Source organism: Rhizobium leguminosarum bv. viciae, assembly GCF_012276115.1.
Lineage (GTDB): Bacteria > Pseudomonadota > Alphaproteobacteria > Rhizobiales > Rhizobiaceae > Rhizobium > Rhizobium leguminosarum_T.
In genome coordinates this window covers 73,944-93,532 of sequence record NZ_WIEU01000001.1, presented here as the reverse complement: position 1 = coordinate 93,532, position 19,589 = coordinate 73,944, and the positions used below count along the sequence as shown (strand labels likewise).

The following is a 19,589-nucleotide window of genomic DNA, read 5'->3' as shown; positions in this document are numbered from 1 at the left end:
TCGGGTCGGGAGCCCGCCGCATCAGCCGGTGCAAAGGCTGCGCCGGCACAAAAGGGAGGAATTCAATGGCCAAAGAAATACTGTCGCGTGGCGTCACCCGCCGCGCCGTGCTTGGTGGCATGGCTGGTGTCGCGGCGCTGTCTATCGCCGGTCGCGTGTCTGCCGCAGGCGGCGAAGCGCCGGCCCTTGCGCAGCTCGCCAAGGATGGAAAGCTGCCGCCGCTCGCCGAGCGCCTGCCGAAAAAGCCGATGGTCGTGACGCCGTTCGAGAAGGTCGGCACCTATGGCGGCTCACTGCGCCGCGGCCTTCGTGGTTCATCCGACCATAACGGCATCCTGCGCATGGTCGGCAACCAGAGCCTTGTGCGCTGGAACCTCGATTTTACCGCCGTGCAGCCGAACCTTGCCGAGCGCTGGGAAGTCAGCGACGACGCAACACAATTCACGTTCCATCTGATCGAAGGCGTGCGCTGGTCCGACGGTCATCCCTTTACGGCCGATGACGTCGTTTTCGCGATCGAAGACTGCGTCAAGAACACCGAGCTCTACAGCTCGACCCCGGCGCAGCTTGCTGTCGCCGGCAAGCCGGTCACGGTCGAGAAGATTGACGATTATACGGTGAAGTTCACCTTTGCTGCGGCCAACGCGCTTTACCTGGAAAACCTCGCCACACCGCTTGGACAGCATCCGACGCTGTTCCCGAAACATTACTGCAGCCAGTTCCTGCCGAAATATAATCCCAATATCGAGGCCGATGCGAAGAAGGCCGGCGTTACCAGTTGGACGGAGTTGTTCCGCAGCCGTTGCGGCGACATCGAGATCCCGTCGCGATGGGGCAATGTCGACAAGCCGACGCTCGATCCATGGGTGGTCAAGGAGCCCTATGCCGGCGGTGCTACGCGCGTCGTCATGACCCGCAACCCTTATTTCTGGCAGGTCGATACCGAGGGCAACCAGCTCCCCTACATCGATGAAATCAACTTCGGCATCTCGCAGGACGTCGAATCGCTGATGCTGAACGTCATCTCTGGAAAGATCGACATCCAGGAACGTCACATCAGCGTTCTCGCCAACAAGCCGACGCTGTCCAAAAACATGGAAAAGGGCGATTATCGGCTGCTGACGCTCGTGCCTTCGGCCGCGCAACAGTGCCAGATCTACTTCAACATCACCCACAAAGATCCTGCCATGCGTAAGATGTTTGCCGACAAGGCGTTCCGGCAAGCGCTCTCGATCGGCATCAACCGCCAGGAGCTCATCGACATCGTCTATTTCGGACAGAGCGAGCCCTACCAGGCCGGGCCGCGTCCGACCCATCCCTGGTATAACGAGACATACGCGCGCCAATTCACCGAATTTGACGCCGACAAGGCAGGCGCAATGCTCGATGAGGCCGGCTATAAGAAAGGCGGCGACGGTTTTCGCCTCCGGCCCGACGGCCAGAAGGTGTTCTTCTCGATCGACGTCATTCCGACGCTCTATCCCGACCTCGTCGATGCCCTGGAACTGGTCAAGGCGCATTGGGCTCAGATCGGTATCGACATGAAGGTCAACACGATCGAGCGGGCGCTCTATTACACCCGCGGCGACGACAACGCCCATGATGCGGCGGTGTGGCCGGGTCCTGGCGGTCTCGATCCGATGCTCGATCCGCGCGATTTCTTCGCCTTCCATCCGCAGGGTTCGCGTTACGCCATCCCGTGGACGCTTTGGTACACCTCCAACGGTGCACGCGGCGAAGAACCGCCGGAAAGCCAGAAGAAGCGCATGAAGCTTTTCGACGAAGCGCGTTCGACGGCCGATCTCGACAAGCGCGGTGCGATCATGAAGCAGATCTTCGACATCGCGGCCGAGGAGTTCGAGACCGTCGGCCTTTGCCTTGCCGTCGGCGGTTTCGGCATCATCCGCAACAATCTGCGCAATGTTCCCGAGAAGGAGCCGGATAGCTGGTCCTGGCCCAATCCCGGCCCTGCAATGCCGCAGCAATTCACCTTCACGAGCTGATTTTCGTCTTGAGCGCCGTACCATCAGGTACGGCGCTTTCTTTCAGTTCGCCCTCCGAGATACCTTGCCGGCCCCGACGGCCGACAGGGCCCGGAAGGCGGCGTTCAATGCAAGAGGCGCCTCATGCTGGTCTTTATCGCCAAACGCTTCCTATGGATGATTCCATCGCTGTTTGCTGTCAGCTTCCTGGCTTTCGTGCTGATCCAGCTGCCGCCGGGCGATTATGTCACGACTTATATTGCGACGCTGGCAGCCTCCAACGAGATCGTCGATCAGAACACGGCGGCGCAATTGCGCGAGCGCTTCGGCCTCGGCGACCCGATGCTCGTCCAATATTTCAAATGGATGTGGGGCATTCTCACGCGCGGCGATTTCGGCATCTCTTTCGAATGGCAGCAGCCGGTCTCGGACCTGATCTGGGAGCGCATGGCGCTGACGCTCGTTCTGGCCCTGTCGACATTGATCGCCACCTGGGCGATCGCGCTGCCGATCGGCGTCTATTCCGCCGTGCGCAAATATTCGATCGGCGACTATTTCTTCACCGCCTTCACCTTTTTCGGCCTGGCCGTTCCGTCCTTCCTGCTGGCGCTGGTGCTGATGTATGTCGCGGCGGTCGAATTCGGACAGGATGTCGGCGGGTTGTTTTCGCCGGAATACGAGAACGCGTCCTGGAGTTTCGCCAAGATGGTCGACCTCTTCTCGCATCTCTGGCTTCCGGTCATCATCCTTGCCGTCTCCTCGACGGCGAGCCTCATCCGCGTCATGCGCGCCAACATGCTTGATGAACTGCCGAAGCCTTACGTGACCACGGCACGGGCAAAAGGGCTCTCTGAGTTCCGGCTGCTGATGAAATACCCTCTGATGATCGCCCTTAATCCGTTCATCTCGACGATCGCCTGGCTGCTGCCCAACCTCATTTCCGGCTCGGTCGTCGTCGCCATCGTCCTCAATCTGCCGACGGCGGCACCCTTGCTGCTACAGGCGCTGATGGCCCAGGACATGTATCTCGCCGGCGCCTTCGTCCTGCTGATCTGCGCGCTGACGCTGATAGGCTCTTTGATCAGCGACATCCTGCTTGCGCTGGTCGATCCCCGCATCCGGTTGGAATAGGAGCCTCACATGGCCGACATCACCGTTACGAACATTCCGCCGGATCGCGCCGCCGTTGCATCCCAGTGGCAGCTCATCTGGTGGGCTTTCCGCCGGCACCGGCTGGCCATGGTGGCGCTTGTCGTCACCGTGCTGATGTATATCGTCGCCCTCATTCCCGGCTTCTTCGCCATCAACGATCCGTACCTGCAAAATGCGCGGGCGACCTTTCACCCGCCGCAGAAATTGCATCTGATCGATACTGAGAACGGGTTCTCCTTCGGCCCGCATTATTATCCGATGAAGCTGACCCGCGATCCGGAAACGCTGGCCGCCATCTTCAAGGAAGACACGACGAAGCGTGTCGATGTCCAGTTCTTCGGGCGCGGCTACGAATATTCGGTGTTCGGCCTGTTCAGGACCAACATCCATCTGATCGCCTCGCCCGACAAGACGACGCCGCTGCTTCTCTTCGGCGCCGACAGGCTTGGGCGCGACGTCTTCAGCCGAACGGTGCAGGGCTCGCAGATCTCGTTGTCGATCGGCCTCGTCGGCGTCTTCTTCTCGCTGATGCTCGGCATCGTGCTCGGCGGCATCTCGGGGTATTACGGCGGCCGCATCGATTTCTTCCTGCAGCGGGTGATCGATTTCGTGCTGTCGCTGCCGACGATCCCGATCTGGCTGGCAATGGCCGCGGCCCTGCCGCAGGACTGGCCTGCGACGCTGCAATATATGATGATCACGATCATCCTGTCGCTGACCGGCTGGGCGCAGCTCGCCCGCGTCGTTCGCGGCCGCTTCCTGTCTTTGCGCACCGAGGAATTCGTCGCCGCCGCGAGGCTCGACGGCGTTCGCGAAAGGCGCATCATCTTTCGCCACATGCTGCCGAGCTTTGCCAGCCATATCATCGCGTCGATCACGCTGGCGGTGCCGGCAATGATCCTTGCCGAAACCTCTCTCTCCTTCCTGGGGCTCGGTCTGCAGCCGCCGACCATCTCCTGGGGCGTGCTTCTGCGCGAGGCCCAGAACATTCGCTCGATCGCCACCGCGCCATGGCTCTTCATGCCGGGCTGTGCCGTCGTGGTCGCCGTGATGGCGCTCAACCTTCTCGGCGACGGCCTCCGCGATGCGGCCGATCCCTACAACAAATGAGGCCGGCATGACCGATATTGTTCCCATTGCCGGCAGGCCGCTGCTGCAGGTGAAAAATCTGACGGTCGAGTTCCCCCTGCGCACCGGCGTCTTTCGCGCGGTCAGCGATCTGTCTTTCTCGATCGAGCCGGGCAAGACGCTTTGTGTCGTCGGCGAAAGCGGATCCGGCAAGTCAGTGACGGCGCGTTCGATCCTGCAGATCGTCGATGCGCCCGGCCGCATATCCGGCGGGTCGATCATACTGAACGATCAGAACGGCGGGTCGATCGATCTGACCAGCCTCAATCCGCGCGGGCGTCAGATCCGAGCGATCCGCGGCCGCGACATCGCCATGATCTTCCAGGAGCCGATGTCGTCGCTGTCGCCGATCCACACGGTCGGCAACCAGATCGTCGAGGCGCTTCGCCTTCACACCCGGATGAGCAAGGCAGAGGCGCGCGCGGAAGCCATATCGCTGCTCAGCCAGGTCGAAATTCCCTCGCCGGAAAAAGCGCTGGACCGATATGCCTTTCAATATTCCGGCGGGATGCGCCAGCGCGCGATGATTGCCATGGCGCTCGCCTGCAAACCGCAGCTGCTGATCGCAGACGAGCCGACCACGGCCCTCGACGTGACGACGCAGGCCGAAATTCTCGACCTGATCGCCCGGCTGCAGAAGGCCAAGGGCATGGCCGTTCTGTTCATCACGCATGACATGGGCGTCGTGGCGCAGATCGCCGACGATGTGCTGGTCATGCACAACGGCGTCGCCAAGGAATATGCGCCGGTCGAGCAGATCTTTCATGCGCCGAAAGACGACTACACACGCATGCTGATCGGCTCGGTGCTGAAGCTGGAAGCGAAAGCCGAAATCCGGCTGGCGCGCGCGCCGCTCGACACGACGGCGGCGCCGATCCTCGAACTGCGCAATGTATCGATGGATTTCGGCGAGGTGAAAGCGCTGGACGATGTTTCCATTTCGCTTCTACCGGGCGAGACGCTCGGTATCGTCGGCGAGAGCGGATCCGGCAAGACGACGATGGGTCGCTCGATCATGCGGCTGATCGATCCGACTGCAGGCGAAATCCTCTATCGCCGCGCCGACGGCGACATCATCGACCTGGCAACGGCAAAAGGTCAGACGCTCGCCGCCGCACGGCGGGAATTGCGAATGGTGTTTCAGGATCCTTTCGGCTCCCTCAACCCGCGCATGACCGTCTCCCAGATCATCGGCGAGCCGCTGCTCGTCAATGGCGTCGCAAAGGGGCGGGCGCTGGAAGAGCGGGTCTGCCACCTGATGGAGCAGGTTGGCCTCGATCCGAGGGCACGCGAACGCTATCCGCACGCATTCTCCGGCGGTCAGCGCCAGCGCATCGGCATTGCCCGCGCCATCACCCTCAATCCGCGCGTCATCGTTGCCGATGAGGCGACCTCGGCGCTCGACGTTTCCGTGCGCTCGCAGGTGCTCGATCTGTTGATGCGCCTGCAGGACGAACTCGGCCTCGCCTATATCTTCATCAGCCATGACATCGGCGTTATCCGCTACATGTGTGACCGTGTCGGCGTCATGTACAAAGGCCAGCTCGTCGAAATCGGCGATGCGGAGAAGGTCTGCCGCACACCCGAGCACGCCTATACGCAGGCGCTCATATCAGCGATCCCGCGCCCCGATCCGCGTGATCGCGATCAATCGCGGCGCTTCCGCTATGTCGCGCCGGATATTTTGAAGAATGGGAGTTTTCAGCGATGAAAATCACCGGGATCCGCACTTTTCTCATGCATGTCGGTCAGCCCGATCCCGCGAACTGGGCTTCCGACCAGCATTCCGGTGGCGGCGCCTCGAAACAGTTCGGCGGCACCAGAAACTGGCTCTTTCTGAAGGTCGATACCGACGAGGGCATCACCGGCATCGGTGAATGCTCAGGCTGGCCGCGCGTCGTCGAGACGGCGATCCATGATATCGCCCCACTTCTCATCGGCGAAGATCCGGCCCATACCGAACGGCTATGGCAGAAGATGCATATCGCCATGATGGGCCATGGCATGCTCGGGACGGTCGGAGGCGGTGCGATGACCGGCATCGACATGGCGCTATGGGACATCAAGGGCAAGGCGCTCGGCGTGCCTGTCTGGATGCTGCTCGGCGGCAAGGTGCGCGACCGGATCCCGATCTATTCGCATGCGAATACGCCCGAGCGCGCGCTTGCCATAAAAGCGCGCGGCATAAAGGCGATCAAATGCGGCGGCGTCGCCGATCCGGTCCGCAAGGTTGCTGCGCTGCGCGACGCCGTCGGCGACGATATGGACATCGCCATCGATCTGCATGGGCCGCCGTGGCTGACGCCTGCGGATGCCTGCCGGCTGGTGCGGGCGCTCGAACCCTATGAATTGATGTGGGTGGAAGATCCGATCGCGCCGGAGAATATCGACGGCTACCGGCGCATCCGCGACGCAGCACATGTGCCGCTTGCCGCCGGCGAACGCTCGGCGACCATTTTCGGCGAGCGTGAGCTCATCGAGAAGGAACTGGTCGACGTGATCCAGCCGGACACCGGCCGGGCCGGCGGCATCACCCAGATGAAGAAGATCGCCGCCATGGCCGAAGCCCATCATATCCAGGTGGCGCCGCATTCGGGTTCGCTCGGGCCGGTGGCGGAATATGCAGCTTTGCATCTGCTTGCGGCGATCCCCAACGCCCTCATCCTCGAGCGCCTCGACGATGACTGGGACGGCCGCCGCCAGACGATCATGCCGCATCCGCAACAGGTCGACGGCTTGATCGCCGTTCCTGATGGCCCGGGACTTGGCTGCGATATCGACGAGGCCTTCGTGGCGCGCTTCCCCAGCAACGGCAATGTCTCGGTGCCGCAAAGCGCCGGCGCCTACAATCCCGGAACCGACAATGAGCATGTCTACGTGCAGACGCGCCAGTCGCGCCGCACCTATTTCAATCGCTAGAAGGACAGAAAGATGAAGATCGACCGCATGCGGGTTTTCATGACCCGCGACAAGGACCGTCCCCGCGTGATCGTCGCGCTCGACACCGATGACGGGCTGACGGGCTGGGGCGAATGCTACAATCACGGCCCCGATAAGGCGCTGCCGCCCCTCTTGGATTATCTGTACGAATTTCTCTCCGGCCGGGATCCGACACGCGTCGACTATCTCGTCAATCTGCTGATCCAGCAAAGCCGGTTTCCGCCGGGAGCGCTTGGTCTTGCCGCGATCTCCGCGCTCGATCACTGCCTGTGGGACCTTGCCGCCAAGGCGGCGAATGTCCCGGTCTACAAGCTGCTGGGTGGCGAAGTGCGCGACCGCATCAAGGTCTATGCCGGTGTCTACACCGCACCGGATGCGCCGGCGGCCCGCGACGAGTTCGATCGTCTCAAGGAGGGGTGGGGTTTCACCGCCTTCAAGCTCAGCCCCTGGCGGATCGACATGCACTCTAACCGCTGGGGCAATGTCGTCAAAGCCTCGGCGGATTATTTCCGCTCGCTTCGCGAAACGGTCAATGACGAATACGAAATTGCCTTCGATGCCCATGCGAAGATTTTCGAGCCAATCGCGGCTCGTCAGCTCGGCAATGCGCTGGCGCCTTATGATCCGCTGTTTTTTGAGGAGCCGCTGCGTCCGGAAAATATCGAGGCCTGGGGCGACCTGAAACAGGGCCTCAACTGCACGCTTGCGACCGGCGAGTCGCTCTACAACAGAAACGAGTTCCTGCGGCTGCTGCAGGTCAAGGGCGCCGATCTCATCCAGCCTGACATCTGCGTCGTCGGCGGCATCAGCGAGATGCGCCGCATCGCCACTCTCGCCGAAGCCTTCTTCGTCGGCGTGGCGCCGCACAACCCGATGGGCCCGCTTGCGACGGCGGTCAACGTTCATTTTTCGGCGGCGGCACAGAATTTTCGCATCCTCGAATACCGGCTGCCAAAGGGACAGGCCTATGTCTATGGCGGCCTCGATATCGAGAAGCGGGAGGGGGAAACCCGTTACGTCGTCGATCCCTATCTACCGAAGGACGGCTATCTGGAGCTGCGTCCCGACCGGCCGGGCTGGGGCGTCGAAATGGACGAGAAGGCGATGGAAGAGGAAGGTTACATCCATTGGCAGCGACGCGTGCCGAAGCGGCCCGACGGCTCCTACGCCTTCGCCTGAGGGCATCGCCCGCTTAAAACAGGAGCTGGCCGCCCGGATGGCGCGGCCAGCTCCCGCAGGGCGACGCTTCTAGAGCATGATGCCGAAAAGTGTGAGCGGTTTTCGGGTGACATCATGCTCTAACTATTTAATTTAGAACAGGATTCAGATTTTTGGGCCGTCCGGCCTAAAATCATCCGGTTCTAGGCATCTTTCGGCAGCACTGAGCGAACCCTTGCGATGAAGACATGGAAGTCCTGCATGAAGGTGCGAAGGAAATCGGCGGTTTTGTCGTTCGTGACCTCGCCGTCATCGGTGATCAGCCCCGGTGTGAACTGAATGTAAGCTTCCGGGGCATTCATCTGGGGAGAGTTGCAGAAACTGAGCACACTGCGCAAATTCTGCTGGGCGACTGCTGTGCCTATCGCGCCCGGCGATGTGCCGATCACCGCTGACGGCTTGCGTGTGAACGAGTTGGTGCCGTAGGGGCGGCTCGCCCAGTCGATGGCATTTTTCAGCCCGCCGGGTATGGATCGATTGTATTCGGGCGTGACGAACAGCACGGCGTCGACGGCCGCTATTGCTGCCTTGAATGCCTTGCCAGCCGGGGGGTAGTCGGCGTCATAGTCGTAGCTGTAGAGCGGCAGGTCCTTGAAGGATATCTCCGACATTTCAAGTTCCGGCGGGGCGAACCGCACCAACGCTTTCGCAAGCTTGCGGTTGATCGAGCCCTTGGCGAGGCTGCCGATGAGATAGCCTACTTTATGCGTGGTCATGGCGTTCTCCAATATCTCGCATGATGATCGCAAGTCACTAATCGCCGACGAACGTGACCGTCTCGTCGAGCGGCGCGCGGCCTGTGCGGGCGTAACTGACCGTGGGATCCTCGTAGCCGATCGACATGCCGCAGAAGAGGATGAGCTCGTCCGGGGGTGACAGGACTTCTGCGACCGTCTCGCGAACCTGCGACCAAGCCATCTGCGGGCAACTGTGCAGACCTTCGGCACGGAGCAGCAGCATGACGGTCTGCAGATACATGCCGACGTCGGCCCATTGGGCCAGGCCCAGGTCGCGGTCGATGTAGCAGAACAGGGCGGCGGGCGCGCCGAAACAGTTCCAGTTGGCGATCGCTGCCCGCTGGCGCGCCTCCCAGTCCTCGCGCGCAATGCCGAGCGCGCTGTAGCGCTCCTTGCCGAAGGCGGATCGGCGCTCCCCGTAGGGGGACTTCAGCACGGCCGGGTACATCTCGTACTGCCGCTTGTCCCAGGCGTCGCCATGGGCCACGCGCTCGACGGCGGACGTCTTGAGCTCAGCCAGCGGTGCGCCGGTCATCACATAGGTGTTCCACGGCTGGATGTTCGATCCTGACGGCGACCAAGCTGCGGCGGACAGCACTCGCTCAAGCACCTTCCTCTTCACAGGCTCGCCTTTGAATCCGCGCACCGCCCGTCGGCTTGTGACTGCCTCATATACGTCCATGATCGCCTCCATGCCGCCGGTCGTTCGGTACGTCCATCCTCATGGCGTCTCCTCCTGACAGTTCCCGTTCCTGATGTGGTTCATTATCTCCATTCGCAATGGAGGCGTAATCACACCGTCGTCTAGGAGGCGTACATCAAACGTACATCAGGGATCGAGGCATTCGAGGGGCATGTAGGCGAAGCATCGCCGGACCCCCGCGCCATTGCATCCAGGGCTTAGAACTACGCCCATTGAACGGCCTCGGCTTGGCGCTTGCGCTCAAGCCGGGTCATATCTTTCGCCGTCTTCGCCATTACGCTGCTCTTCGTCGCCGCGGCGCCGATCCCGAGTTGCCTACAAGATCATGCTCCAATCATGAGCCGCAAGAGCAACGCTTCGTCATTTCGTCAGGTACCTACGGCTCGGACGCGTTCCACTGGGGAGCGAGGGTGCCATCCGAAGATGTCGGCGAGCGTATCGAGCATCGCCGTGGCCGCCGCGGATTGAAGTGAATAGAAGATCGTCTGGGCAGCCCTTCGCGTCCGCACGAGGTCCTGTTCTCGAAGAATTGCCAAATGCTGGGAAGTCGAAGATTGGCTCAATCCCACCTCGTCAGCCAGGACGGACACGGACATTTCTCCTTCGGCCAAAAGATGCAGAATGTGAAGCCGTTTGGCATTCCCCATGGCCGACAGGAAATTTGCTTCGTTGTCGAAGGCGTTGGTTTCAGGGGAAGGCGCAGCTGACGATTGATTGTTCAAGGCGAGATCTCCTTTGGGGAACCAAAGCCGGGCACCAGGTCATATCCCCGAGCTTTAATTTAGAGATAACGCATAGGTGCGGGGCCGAAACCCATTATCGGCGCCGTATCGTCTTTTCCGGCGCGAATCGGATACGGCGCGCATCAAATGGACAGCGGCGGCAGAGCATCTTCGAGGCCGGCATCCTTCGCCTACTAGCGCGGGCCGACCTGGCGCATTTGCGCGGGCAGTGTTTCCCAGGCCCGGATCAGTTCGCCGATGGAGGCCGCCTCCATCTTGTGCATGACATTGCTGCGATGCAGCTTGACCGTCACTTCGCTGATGCCGAGGTCGAAGGCGATCTGCTTGTTGAGGCGGCCGCGCGCCACTTCATGCAGGACCTCGCGCTCGCGCTGCGTCAGTGTCTCCAGGCGTTTGATATTGCGCTTGGTGATCGCCGCTTCGGCTCGTCGCTCGGCATCCATCGCAATGCCGGCAGTCACGGCGTCGAGCAACGTCTGGTCTCGCACCGGTTTGGTGAGAAAATCCACGGCGCCGGCCTTCATCGCCTGGACGGTCATCGGGATGTCGCCATGCCCGGTCAGGAAGATGATCGGCTTGGAAATGCCGTTTTCGGCCAGATGGCTCTGCAGGTGAAGGCCGCTTGCCCCCGGCATGCGCACGTCGAGGATCAGGCAGCCGGGGCTATCCAAAATATCGGCGTCAAGCAATTCTCGGGTCGAAGCAAAACTGGTCGACTGGAAACCCGCCGACAGGATCAGCTCCGACAGCGCTTCGCGAACCGACGCGTCGTCATCGACGATAATGACAAGCGGCTGGTTCTCTTCATAACTGTACTGCAATGATAACGGCGCCGATCTCCGCGGCAACGGCTGGTCAACTCTCATGTCACCCTCCATCTGTCGATTTATGCAAAGCGTTGGCAATGGCCGTCAGCAGGGCCTGGGCATCGAAGGGCTTGCGGAAAAATCCGCTCGCGCCTTGAGCGCGTCCCTGATCCGCTATTTCGTGGCGGCCCGTGATCATGAATACCGGCAGCTCCGGACGCGACTTCCTCACGAGGTCACGAAGTTCGAAGCCGTCGATGCCAGGCATTCCGATATCGGTGATGAGCAGGTCGAGGTCCGACAGCCCGTTGACGAGCAGCGAGCCCGCCGATGAGAAGCTGCGGGCCACATAGCCCGCCGATTCCAGAAGGTCGCCCATCGATTCAAGCAACCTTGGATCGTCATCGACAATTGCCACGACATGTCTTGTCTTGTTCATGTTCAATTCCCTCCCACTCTGCGCGAATGGGTTATCGGTATTTCCAATCTCTCCGCGATCCGCACCAGATCGGCGAGTGATGCCGCGGCCATTTTCTGCATCACGTTTCTTCTGTGGATCTGCAGCGTGACTTCGCTGATCCCCAGTTCGGCTGCGGCCTGCTTGTTGAGAAGGCCGCTGACGACGAGCGGCAGCACCTCGCGCTCGCGCGGCGTCAGGTCGAGATAGTGTTGTCTGAGCATGTCGATCTCGGCGCGCCCGGCTCTCTTTTCCCGATCCTGAGCAATCGCTGCGTGGATTGCCGCCATCAGATCCGCATCGCTGAACGGCTTGGTCAGGAAGTCCACCGCGCCATGCTTGATCGCACGCACCGAGGAGGGAATGTCGCCGTGTCCGGTAATGAAGACGATCGGCGGATGATCCCTGTCGGCGATCTGTCTCTGCAGATCGAGACCGTTGATGTCAGGCAGCTCGATATCCAGCACGAGGCAGGCGGGCACGTGCGGCTTGTCCGCTCTCACGTAGTCGCAGGCCGATTCGAAGGCGACGGCGTGCATGCCGTGCGAGTCCAGCAGCTCGACGAGCGCTTCCCGGATACGTTCATCGTCGTCGACGATGAAGACGATATGGTCGTCGGCCGTCATGGCGCCGCCTTCGTTTCAATAGGCAATGTGAAGATCAACGTCGCTCCGCACGGATTGTTCTTCTCGGCCCACAATCGTCCGCCGTGCAGTTCGACGATCGAGCGGCAGATGGCGAGCCCCATGCCCATGCCGTTTTCCTTCGTCGTGAAGAACGGCTCGAACATCTTTTCGGGAAAGTCGATGCCCTGGCCGCGATCGCTGATCTCGGTCTGGAGGATATTCCCGATCTGGCGCACGCGGATTTCGATGACCCTGTCGCCTGTCGTGGCGTCCATTGCCTCGATGCCGTTGCGGATGAGATTGATGAGAACCTGCTGGATCTGGACGCGGTCGATTGCGATGAGCGGAAGGGTGGCGTCGACCTCCACTTCCATCTGAACGTGACGACGCCAGGCCTCGTCGGCCATGAGGTTGCGCGCTTCGTTGACGATACCGGAGAGCGTCGATGGGGTCCTCCTGTCTACGGATTGCTTGAACAGAGCGCGAATGCGGCTGACGACATCCGCCGCCGAGTTGGCATCCCGGATGATGCGCTCGACCGTCCTCTGTGCCCGCTCCATATTCGGCGGCTCGGCCATGAGCCAGCGCTGGCAGGCGTGTGAGTTGGCCACGACGGCCGCGAGCGGCTGGTTCACCTCGTGCGCGATGGAGGCTGAAAGCTCGGCCAGGCTCGCCACTTGGCTCGCCCGCGCAAGACCCTCTCGCGCCCGACGCAGATCTTCCTCCGCGTGAACCTCACCGTCGATATCAAGCCAGATGACATTCCACTGGACGATGACGCCTTCGGCATTGCGCATCGGTGCCGCGCGCGTCTCGACCCAGCGATATTCACCATCATGGCGCCGCAGACGGTGCCTGCGCGCATAGGGCTCGCCAGTGGACAATGAATGGGCATAGTTTTCCTTGACCCCGGCCAAATCGTCGGGATGAACACCGGCATCGAGTGTGCCGTCCAGCCGGGTTTTGCCTGTTCCATCCAGCTCTTCGAGATTATAACCGAGGAAGTCGCGCAGTTGCTGGCTGCGATAGATCGGCTCTCCATCAGGTGCTGCGCAATCGATCATCGCCGGCAGCGTTTCAACGAGCTGCCAGAGCGATCGTTCTCTCTCCCGCAGTGCTTCCTCGACGCGCAGTTGATCGTCGATGTCATGCGAGAGGCCGTACCACTGAACGATCCGTCCATTATCATCCCGCAGCGGCTCCGCGCTGCCTTTCACCCAGCGATAGACACCGTCGGCGCGCCGCAGGCGATATTGGCTGGAGAAGCGCTCCCCGGTGGCGAGAGAATGGTTGAGCGCTTGCTCCAGGCCGGCGGCATCGTCGGGATGGACGGCGGCCTCGATGAGCGCTGCCAGGCGGCTGACGCCCGGCTTTTCCATATCGGCGATATCGAGACCGAGAAAATCGATCAGGCGTTGGTTGAAGAAGGTCGGAGCGCCTTCCGGATTGAGCCGCCAGAGCAGGCTCGGAACCATGTCCACGAGTTGCGAAAGCTCTCGCTCTCGGTCGCGCAGTGCTTCCTGCGCGCGCATCTCATCGTCGATGTCGACGGATATGACATACCATTGCATGATCGCGCCGCTTTGATCGCGCAGCGGCTCGGCTCGGCCATCGACCCAGCGATAGGCTCCGTCGAAACGGCGCATGCGATATTTTATCGAGAAGGGCTCGCCGCTGGCGAGGGAATGATGAACCGTCTCCAGCAATCGTGATGCGTCATCGGGATGGACGAGGGTGTGAATGACCGACGAGAGGCGGCTCATGCCTGGCTTGTCCATATCGCCAACATCGAGGCCGAAAAAGTCGATCAGGCGCTTGTTGAAGAAGACCGGCTCGCCTTCCGGCGTCAGGCGCCTGATCTGCACCGGGACCATGTCCACGAGCTGCGAGAGCTCGCGCTCTCGGTCGCGCAACGCCTGCAGCGCGCGCACCTCCTCGTCGATGTCGAGGGAGACGCCGTACCATTGCACGACCGTTCCGTGGTCGTCACGCCGAGGCTCCACTCTGCATTCCGCCCAGCGATAGACGCCGTCCTTTTCAAGCCAGCGGAACCGCATGGTGGTGCCGCCGCCGGTTTCGAAACAGGTGTGCAGCGTGCGCTGCACTTCGGACGCATCCTCGGGATGGACCAGCTGCTGCAGCAGTTCATCGATGCGCGGTTCGGCCTGCGCGTCAAAATTGGCAATGACGGCGTGGAAATGATCCTGGTAGCGTTTGTTGAAGTAGATCGATCCGCCTGTTGGTTCCACGCTCCATATGCGGACCGGCACGGCATCGATCATCTGTTGAAGCTGCCGCTCGCTCCGGCGCACGGTCTCTTCGGCATGCACCTGATCGTCGATATCGTGACAAAGCCCGTACCACTGGACGATGTTGCCGGCCTGATCGCGCATCGGCTCGGCGCGGCTCGACATCCAGCGATAGAGACCGTCGGCGCGCCGCAGCCGATACCGCATGACGAAGCTCTCGCCGGTCGCGAGGCAATGGCGAAGGGCGTCCCTGAACCCGGCTGCGTCATCGGGATGAACGATGGCCTGCAGGACCGCCTCCAGCCGGCTGATGCCTGGCCTGTCCGAGTCCGCCACGTCGAGACCCAGGAAATCGACCATCCGCCTGTTGAAGAAGGTCGGCTCGCCGTCGGGCGTCAGACGCCAGACATGGCTTGGAACCATGTCCACGAGCTGAGAGAGTTCCCGCTCCCGGTCGCGCAACGTCTCCACGCTTTGGCGCAATGTCAGCACCGCCAACTGGTGCTGCCGGGATATGGCGGCAACGATAAGCGCCGAAAATGCCGAAATGGCCAAAAACAGCTGCAGCATGATCTGCTTGTGTTTCTGGGACTCGGCGTCGCCGACAAATTGGCTGGCGCCGGTTATCGTAAATACCGCCGTGATTAGAGCGAGCAGGGCGAGCGATACGGCTGCACCCTTGAACTCGAAACGGACCGCCGCCCAAAGAAGAGGCGGCATGATGATATAGGCGAAGGGAAGATAGCCGCTGAGCGAAAGAGCCGCGACACCGAGAAAGATGAGCCCCAGGACGCAGGCTTCCACCCATTGCGCGGTCGAGAACTGCGTCTTGCCGCGCCAGCTGTGAAAGAGCACCAGCGCCAGCGGCGCTACGATCAGAACCCCGGTTGCGTCTCCGATCCACCACAGCGGCCAGGCCGTCGCGAAGGATTGCGATTGGATCGCGAACCAGGCGAGCGTCGCACTTCCCACGGTCGCGCTCACGATCGGTGCAATTCCGGCAGCCAGGACGACGAATGTGAGAACCTCCTGCAGGGTCTCCATCCGAACCGGATGCTTCAGGGCCTGGTTCACCAGCCATGCTGCGACCATTGCTCCAAGAGCGTTGCCGACATAGATCAGGAAGGCCGCCGGCACGGGGCTGTAGAACCATAGGAAATTGCTGAACATTTCTGCCAGGCAGCCAGCCAGGATCCACCATGGCCAGCTGCGCCTGGAGGCGAGGATGAGCGTAGCCACGAAAAGCCCGCCCGGAGGCCAGATGGAAATACCCGTTCCCGGCACGATTGCCAGCGATTGCGCGAAGCCGCAGGCGAGCACATAGGCCAGGAAGAAAAGCCCCAGATGCAGGAACTGGGGACGGTGCGACCAGATGCTCAGCATCAACTGCCCCTGCCGGGCAGAGAGAACCGGGGGATCGTCGGCATTTCCTGAAGCGGTCGTTCTCGATTTCGGGGCGGGAGCGCTCATCTTCAAACCGTAATCCCGCGACACCACAACCGCAACTCATGGAAACCCATGCATTGCGCGGGAATATAGCCGGAATTTTCGGGGGCGAACGCGCAATCCGAAGGCTCCTCCCTCCTTCCGATGGCACAGACTAGACCTTGGGCTGCCTCCGCTATGCCGCAGGTCTAAGGCGCCGGACCTCAAGCACGATGGAAGGCGCGCGGCTTTCCGGCCATTGTCGATCCGCGCGAGGCATTGCAAACGAGATGCAACAGAGGATGCCGACATGAAAATCATGGTGGTGGGCGCAAGCGGTCTCATCGGAACCCGGCTCAGCGAGAAGCTGCGCCGCTCGGGCCATGACGTCACGGCCGCATCATTGTCGCTGGGCGTCGATACGGTGACCGGCAAGGGTCTCGAAGCGGCAATGGCGGGAACCGAAATCGTCGTTGACGTGACCAATGCCGCATCGTTCGGTGACAGTTCGGCGTTCGATTTCTTCAAGGCGTCGACGAAGAACTTGCTCGCAGCTGCGGGGCAAGCCGGCATCCGGCACTATCTCGCACTCTCCGTCGTTGGCACGCCGCGCCTCGTGGAGAGCGACTATTTTCGCGCGAAAATGGTGCAGGAAAATCTGATCCGCGCTTCAGGTCGACCCTATACGATCCTCCGCTCCACGCAATTTTACGAGTTCATAAACGGATTGATCGACATCGGGGCTGAAGGCAATGTCTTTCGGTTGCCATCGGCCTTGATGAGGCCGGTCGCTGCCGGGGATGTCGCCGCATTCCTGGCGGAACTGGCAGCCAGCGCTCCCTCGGGCGATGTCGTCGAAATCGGCGGCCCGGAGCAGTTCGGCATCGATGAAATCGCTCGGATCTATCTCGCCGCGAACGAAGACGAACGCCAGGTGATAACCGATCGGTCCACGTCGTATTTCGGCGTCGAACTGACCGACGACGCCCTGATTCCCGGCGCCGGTGCGCGCGTGGCGCGCCAGACGCTTTCCGACTGGCTCTACCAATCGATGGGGGAGTAGGCCGTGCGGCTTTTCTTCCGGCCGGTTGGAGACACAAAATTGGCTCGCCACAGAACGTTCATCTGGCTGCGATTAGAACCCTCAAAGGCTTCACCGTAATCTTTAAATCGAGATGAACGGGGGGTCCAAGGCTTGCCCCCTGAAAGATTGGCGGCGGGTACAATAATGAGCGAGCATATTCCGTGTCGGTTGAGCAGCGTTTAACCCAGCCGCCTAGATCAGTGCTTCGGGGATGCCCCAAGATTGACAAAAAGACATCCATTGCCGATCTCTATCTGGGTCAGAAGGTCGGCCCTTACCTCTTCGCCAACAACCGCTTTTATGTGCCGCCACTTTTGGCTCTTCGGGTGTGCGGGCACCGGTACGCCCTCTCGCAAGAACAGCGTCACTTCAGGAGCTTCATCTGATTTGTAGATGCAAATTCTCACCGGCTCACATCCCTGTTAACAGCAAATATTGTGCACTGCAAAACAAGGGATGGCAAACATTCATTTGCCGGATAAGACCTGGTGATTGCCGACGCAGACTACCGCGCCGTGCCGCCATTTGATGAGGGAGCGACGCTCGACGGCGAATGGGTATCCACCTTCGCCTCGAGCAGCATAACCGCGACATCATCGGGATCGGTGGCGTCCAGCCATACGCTGACGCTTCATCGAAACGGTACTTTCGAACGCACAGGCTGGCGAAATGGGCGGATCGCAATCGGGCGTCACCACGTCGAGCAACCGCCGGGCGCAAGCGGACGCTACAAGCTTTCCGGCTATCGCCGCGATCTGACCGATGCGAGCGGCAAGACGGAGACCATGAGCATATTCGAACCCGACAAAGGTTCCGACGGGCTTCTGGTGATCAACGGCAACAACTACCTGAAGGACGATGGGAAATAGAGATGGCGCGCCCAAGCTATTGATAAATAGGGATTATAGGGCGACGTGATTGACCTCCCGGGCGACTGGAAACCACCGTAGTTATCAGTCACTTCGAATCATCGGCAATGCGCGGATCACTTGAAATCTGGCTCATGTCGCCAGCCGCCACGATGGGCTGCAACGGGCGGTTTGGTTAAGCATTTGTAAATTGGTAACGAATCGAGGCATATAGTAACTGCGCAACTGAAGCGCTTTCGTTCAAAATTGCGCAGTTACCTGGGAAAAAGATCATGCAGCCGAGTCTTGCTCTTCAAGACGATCAAGAGCACCTCCCATCGCTTCTGGCAACAGACGCGAAGGAGTTATCCTATCAACTTCAGCAGCATCAAGCGAAAATCTTTCCCCCGCTCTCGCAAAAGACCATCAGAACATTTTCGCCGGCGGAAGCTGCGGCCTTCATCGGCATCGGCGAAGGTTATCTCCGCCAGGTGGCCGCCGACGGCCATGGGCCGGATCCGCTCGCAAACGGACGGCGGCTTTACAGTGCAACCGATATGGACCGGATTCGCCGGGTCCTCGACGAGCGAAACGGAACGCCGAAATATGTACCGGCCCGCCGGCCGGGCGAAAAGCTCCAGATCGTCTCGGTCATGAATTTCAAAGGCGGCTCGGGCAAGACCACCACTGCGGCCCATCTGGCGCAGTTCATGGCGCTCAGGGGCTACCGCGTGCTCGCCGTCGACCTCGATCCGCAGGCCTCCTTGTCCGCCTTGTTCGGCCATCAGCCGGAGTTCGATGTCGGAGAGGGCGAAACGATCTATGGTGCGATCCGATATGAGGAGCCGCGCCCCATCGCCGACATCGTGCGCGCCACCTACACGCCCAATCTGCATCTCATTCCAGGCAATCTCGAGCTGATGGAATTCGAGCACGAGACGCCGAAGGCGATGGCGTCGGGTACGGCCGAGACGATGTTCTTTGCCCGCATCGGCGAAGTCCTGACGGAGATCGAAAGCCTCTACGACGTCGTGGTCATCGACTGCCCGCCGCAGCTGGGTTTCCTGACGATGTCGGCGCTCTGCGCGGCCACCTCGGTTTTGATCACGGTCCACCCGCAGATGCTGGATGTGATGTCGATGTCGCAGTTTCTGACGATGACGAGTGAGCTGATGTCGGTCGTGGAAAAGGCCGGCGGGCGTACCAGCTATGACTGGATGCGCTATCTGGTGACGCGGTTCGAGCCGAACGACGGACCGCAAAGCCAGATGACCGGCTTCATGCGAGCGATCTTCGGCAATCGAATGCTCCACAACGCCATGGTGAAGTCGACGGCGGTCGCCGACGCCGGCGTCACCAAGCAGACACTCTACGAGGTCGAGCGGTCGCAGTTCACACGCGGAACCTACGATCGGGCACTGGAATCCCTCAACCTCGTAAATGGCGAGATCGAGGCGCATATTCGCTCGACCTGGGGGAGGAAATAGATAG

The 19,589-nt window shown here is 61.0% G+C and carries 15 protein-coding genes and 1 pseudogene; 9 read left to right on the top strand and 7 right to left on the bottom strand.

What is annotated here, in order from left to right; translation table 11 throughout:
* Window positions 1-65: 65 nt before the first annotated feature.
* The 6 genes from GFM02_RS00495 (at window position 66) to GFM02_RS00470 (ending at window position 8,381) form a co-directional block, all read left to right on the top strand.
* Window positions 66-2,003 (top strand): ABC transporter substrate-binding protein, encoded by a 1,938-nt coding sequence (locus GFM02_RS00495; RefSeq protein WP_168267317.1) that lies wholly within the window; start codon window positions 66-68, stop codon window positions 2,001-2,003.
* A gap of 123 nt (window positions 2,004-2,126) precedes the next feature.
* Window positions 2,127-3,113: an ABC transporter permease gene (locus tag GFM02_RS00490; protein ID WP_027664799.1), complete on the top strand. Its 987-nt coding sequence runs from the start codon at window positions 2,127-2,129 to the stop codon at window positions 3,111-3,113.
* A gap of 9 nt (window positions 3,114-3,122) precedes the next feature.
* Window positions 3,123-4,244, top strand: a complete 1,122-nt coding sequence (locus GFM02_RS00485; protein WP_168320429.1) for an ABC transporter permease — start codon at window positions 3,123-3,125, stop codon at window positions 4,242-4,244.
* A gap of 7 nt (window positions 4,245-4,251) precedes the next feature.
* A complete protein-coding gene (locus GFM02_RS00480; protein WP_168320428.1) occupies window positions 4,252-5,973 on the top strand; it encodes an ABC transporter ATP-binding protein in 1,722 nt (573 codons plus the stop codon).
* Complete coding sequence (locus GFM02_RS00475) at window positions 5,970-7,181, top strand: mandelate racemase/muconate lactonizing enzyme family protein (protein WP_168320427.1); 1,212 nt, start codon at window positions 5,970-5,972, stop codon at window positions 7,179-7,181. The genes GFM02_RS00480 and GFM02_RS00475 overlap by 4 nt, the downstream gene beginning before the upstream one ends.
* Before the next feature lie 12 nt (window positions 7,182-7,193).
* Window positions 7,194-8,381 carry a galactarate dehydratase gene (locus tag GFM02_RS00470; protein WP_168267324.1) on the top strand — a complete coding sequence of 396 codons (1,188 nt, stop codon included), beginning with the start codon at window positions 7,194-7,196 and terminating at the stop codon, window positions 8,379-8,381.
* A 182-nt stretch (window positions 8,382-8,563) separates the two neighbouring features.
* Here GFM02_RS00470 and GFM02_RS00465 read toward each other — a convergent pair whose 3' ends face one another.
* The 7 genes from GFM02_RS00465 to GFM02_RS00435 form a co-directional block, all read right to left on the bottom strand.
* Window positions 8,564-9,136, bottom strand: a complete 573-nt coding sequence (locus GFM02_RS00465) for an NADPH-dependent FMN reductase (RefSeq protein ID WP_003562623.1) — start codon at window positions 9,134-9,136, stop codon at window positions 8,564-8,566.
* A 37-nt stretch (window positions 9,137-9,173) separates the two neighbouring features.
* Window positions 9,174-9,839, bottom strand: coding sequence for a nitroreductase (locus GFM02_RS00460; protein WP_168267326.1), 666 nt, complete (start codon window positions 9,837-9,839; stop codon window positions 9,174-9,176).
* Between the two features lie 389 nt (window positions 9,840-10,228).
* Window positions 10,229-10,582, bottom strand: a complete 354-nt coding sequence (locus GFM02_RS00455; RefSeq protein ID WP_168267329.1) for an ArsR/SmtB family transcription factor — start codon at window positions 10,580-10,582, stop codon at window positions 10,229-10,231.
* 194 nt (window positions 10,583-10,776) lie between these two features.
* Window positions 10,777-11,469 carry a response regulator transcription factor gene (locus GFM02_RS00450; protein ID WP_168267332.1) on the bottom strand — a complete coding sequence of 231 codons (693 nt, stop codon included), beginning with the start codon at window positions 11,467-11,469 and terminating at the stop codon, window positions 10,777-10,779.
* Between the two features lies 1 nt (window position 11,470).
* Window positions 11,471-11,848 carry a response regulator transcription factor gene (locus tag GFM02_RS00445; protein WP_168267667.1) on the bottom strand — a complete coding sequence of 126 codons (378 nt, stop codon included), beginning with the start codon at window positions 11,846-11,848 and terminating at the stop codon, window positions 11,471-11,473.
* 2 nt (window positions 11,849-11,850) lie between these two features.
* On the bottom strand, window positions 11,851-12,492 hold the full coding sequence (locus GFM02_RS00440) for a response regulator transcription factor (protein ID WP_168267334.1): 642 nt from the start codon (window positions 12,490-12,492) through the stop codon (window positions 11,851-11,853).
* Window positions 12,489-16,124, bottom strand: a complete 3,636-nt coding sequence (locus GFM02_RS00435) for a PAS domain-containing protein (protein ID WP_168320426.1) — start codon at window positions 16,122-16,124, stop codon at window positions 12,489-12,491. Before GFM02_RS00435 ends, GFM02_RS00440 begins: the two co-directional genes overlap by 4 nt.
* A gap of 352 nt (window positions 16,125-16,476) precedes the next feature.
* Between GFM02_RS00435 and GFM02_RS00430 the strand changes: the two genes are divergently transcribed.
* From GFM02_RS00430 to repA, 3 genes and pseudogenes are all read left to right on the top strand, one after another.
* Window positions 16,477-17,229 carry an SDR family oxidoreductase gene (locus GFM02_RS00430; protein WP_168320425.1) on the top strand — a complete coding sequence of 251 codons (753 nt, stop codon included), beginning with the start codon at window positions 16,477-16,479 and terminating at the stop codon, window positions 17,227-17,229.
* Between the two features lie 503 nt (window positions 17,230-17,732).
* Window positions 17,733-18,119: pseudogene (locus GFM02_RS00425) on the top strand (hypothetical protein); the annotation flags it as partial.
* A 272-nt stretch (window positions 18,120-18,391) separates the two neighbouring features.
* The gene (repA, locus tag GFM02_RS00420) at window positions 18,392-19,585 is read left to right on the top strand and encodes a plasmid partitioning protein RepA (protein ID WP_017991335.1); all 1,194 of its coding nucleotides are present in this window, start codon (window positions 18,392-18,394) and stop codon (window positions 19,583-19,585) included.
* The last annotated feature ends 4 nt before the right edge of the window (window positions 19,586-19,589 follow it).

What these genes read in the sequence shown, in the direction of transcription:
- GFM02_RS00485 (WP_168320429.1), top strand. Translation starts at nt 3,123, where the DNA reads ATGGCCGACATCACCGTTACGAACATTCCGCCGGATCGCGCCGCCGTT.
- GFM02_RS00490 (WP_027664799.1), top strand. Translation starts at nt 2,127, where the DNA reads ATGCTGGTCTTTATCGCCAAACGCTTCCTATGGATGATTCCATCGCTG.
- GFM02_RS00430 (WP_168320425.1), top strand. Translation starts at nt 16,477, where the DNA reads ATGAAAATCATGGTGGTGGGCGCAAGCGGTCTCATCGGAACCCGGCTC.
- repA (WP_017991335.1), top strand. Translation starts at nt 18,392, where the DNA reads ATGCAGCCGAGTCTTGCTCTTCAAGACGATCAAGAGCACCTCCCATCG.
- GFM02_RS00480 (WP_168320428.1), top strand. Translation starts at nt 4,252, where the DNA reads ATGACCGATATTGTTCCCATTGCCGGCAGGCCGCTGCTGCAGGTGAAA.
- GFM02_RS00475 (WP_168320427.1), top strand. Translation starts at nt 5,970, where the DNA reads ATGAAAATCACCGGGATCCGCACTTTTCTCATGCATGTCGGTCAGCCC.
- GFM02_RS00445 (WP_168267667.1), bottom strand. Translation starts at nt 11,848, where the DNA reads ATGAACAAGACAAGACATGTCGTGGCAATTGTCGATGACGATCCAAGG.
- GFM02_RS00460 (WP_168267326.1), bottom strand. Translation starts at nt 9,839, where the DNA reads ATGGACGTATATGAGGCAGTCACAAGCCGACGGGCGGTGCGCGGATTC.
- GFM02_RS00440 (WP_168267334.1), bottom strand. Translation starts at nt 12,492, where the DNA reads ATGACGGCCGACGACCATATCGTCTTCATCGTCGACGACGATGAACGT.
- GFM02_RS00495 (WP_168267317.1), top strand. Translation starts at nt 66, where the DNA reads ATGGCCAAAGAAATACTGTCGCGTGGCGTCACCCGCCGCGCCGTGCTT.
- GFM02_RS00470 (WP_168267324.1), top strand. Translation starts at nt 7,194, where the DNA reads ATGAAGATCGACCGCATGCGGGTTTTCATGACCCGCGACAAGGACCGT.
- GFM02_RS00450 (WP_168267332.1), bottom strand. Translation starts at nt 11,469, where the DNA reads ATGAGAGTTGACCAGCCGTTGCCGCGGAGATCGGCGCCGTTATCATTG.
- GFM02_RS00465 (WP_003562623.1), bottom strand. Translation starts at nt 9,136, where the DNA reads ATGACCACGCATAAAGTAGGCTATCTCATCGGCAGCCTCGCCAAGGGC.
- GFM02_RS00435 (WP_168320426.1), bottom strand. Translation starts at nt 16,124, where the DNA reads ATGCTGAGCATCTGGTCGCACCGTCCCCAGTTCCTGCATCTGGGGCTT.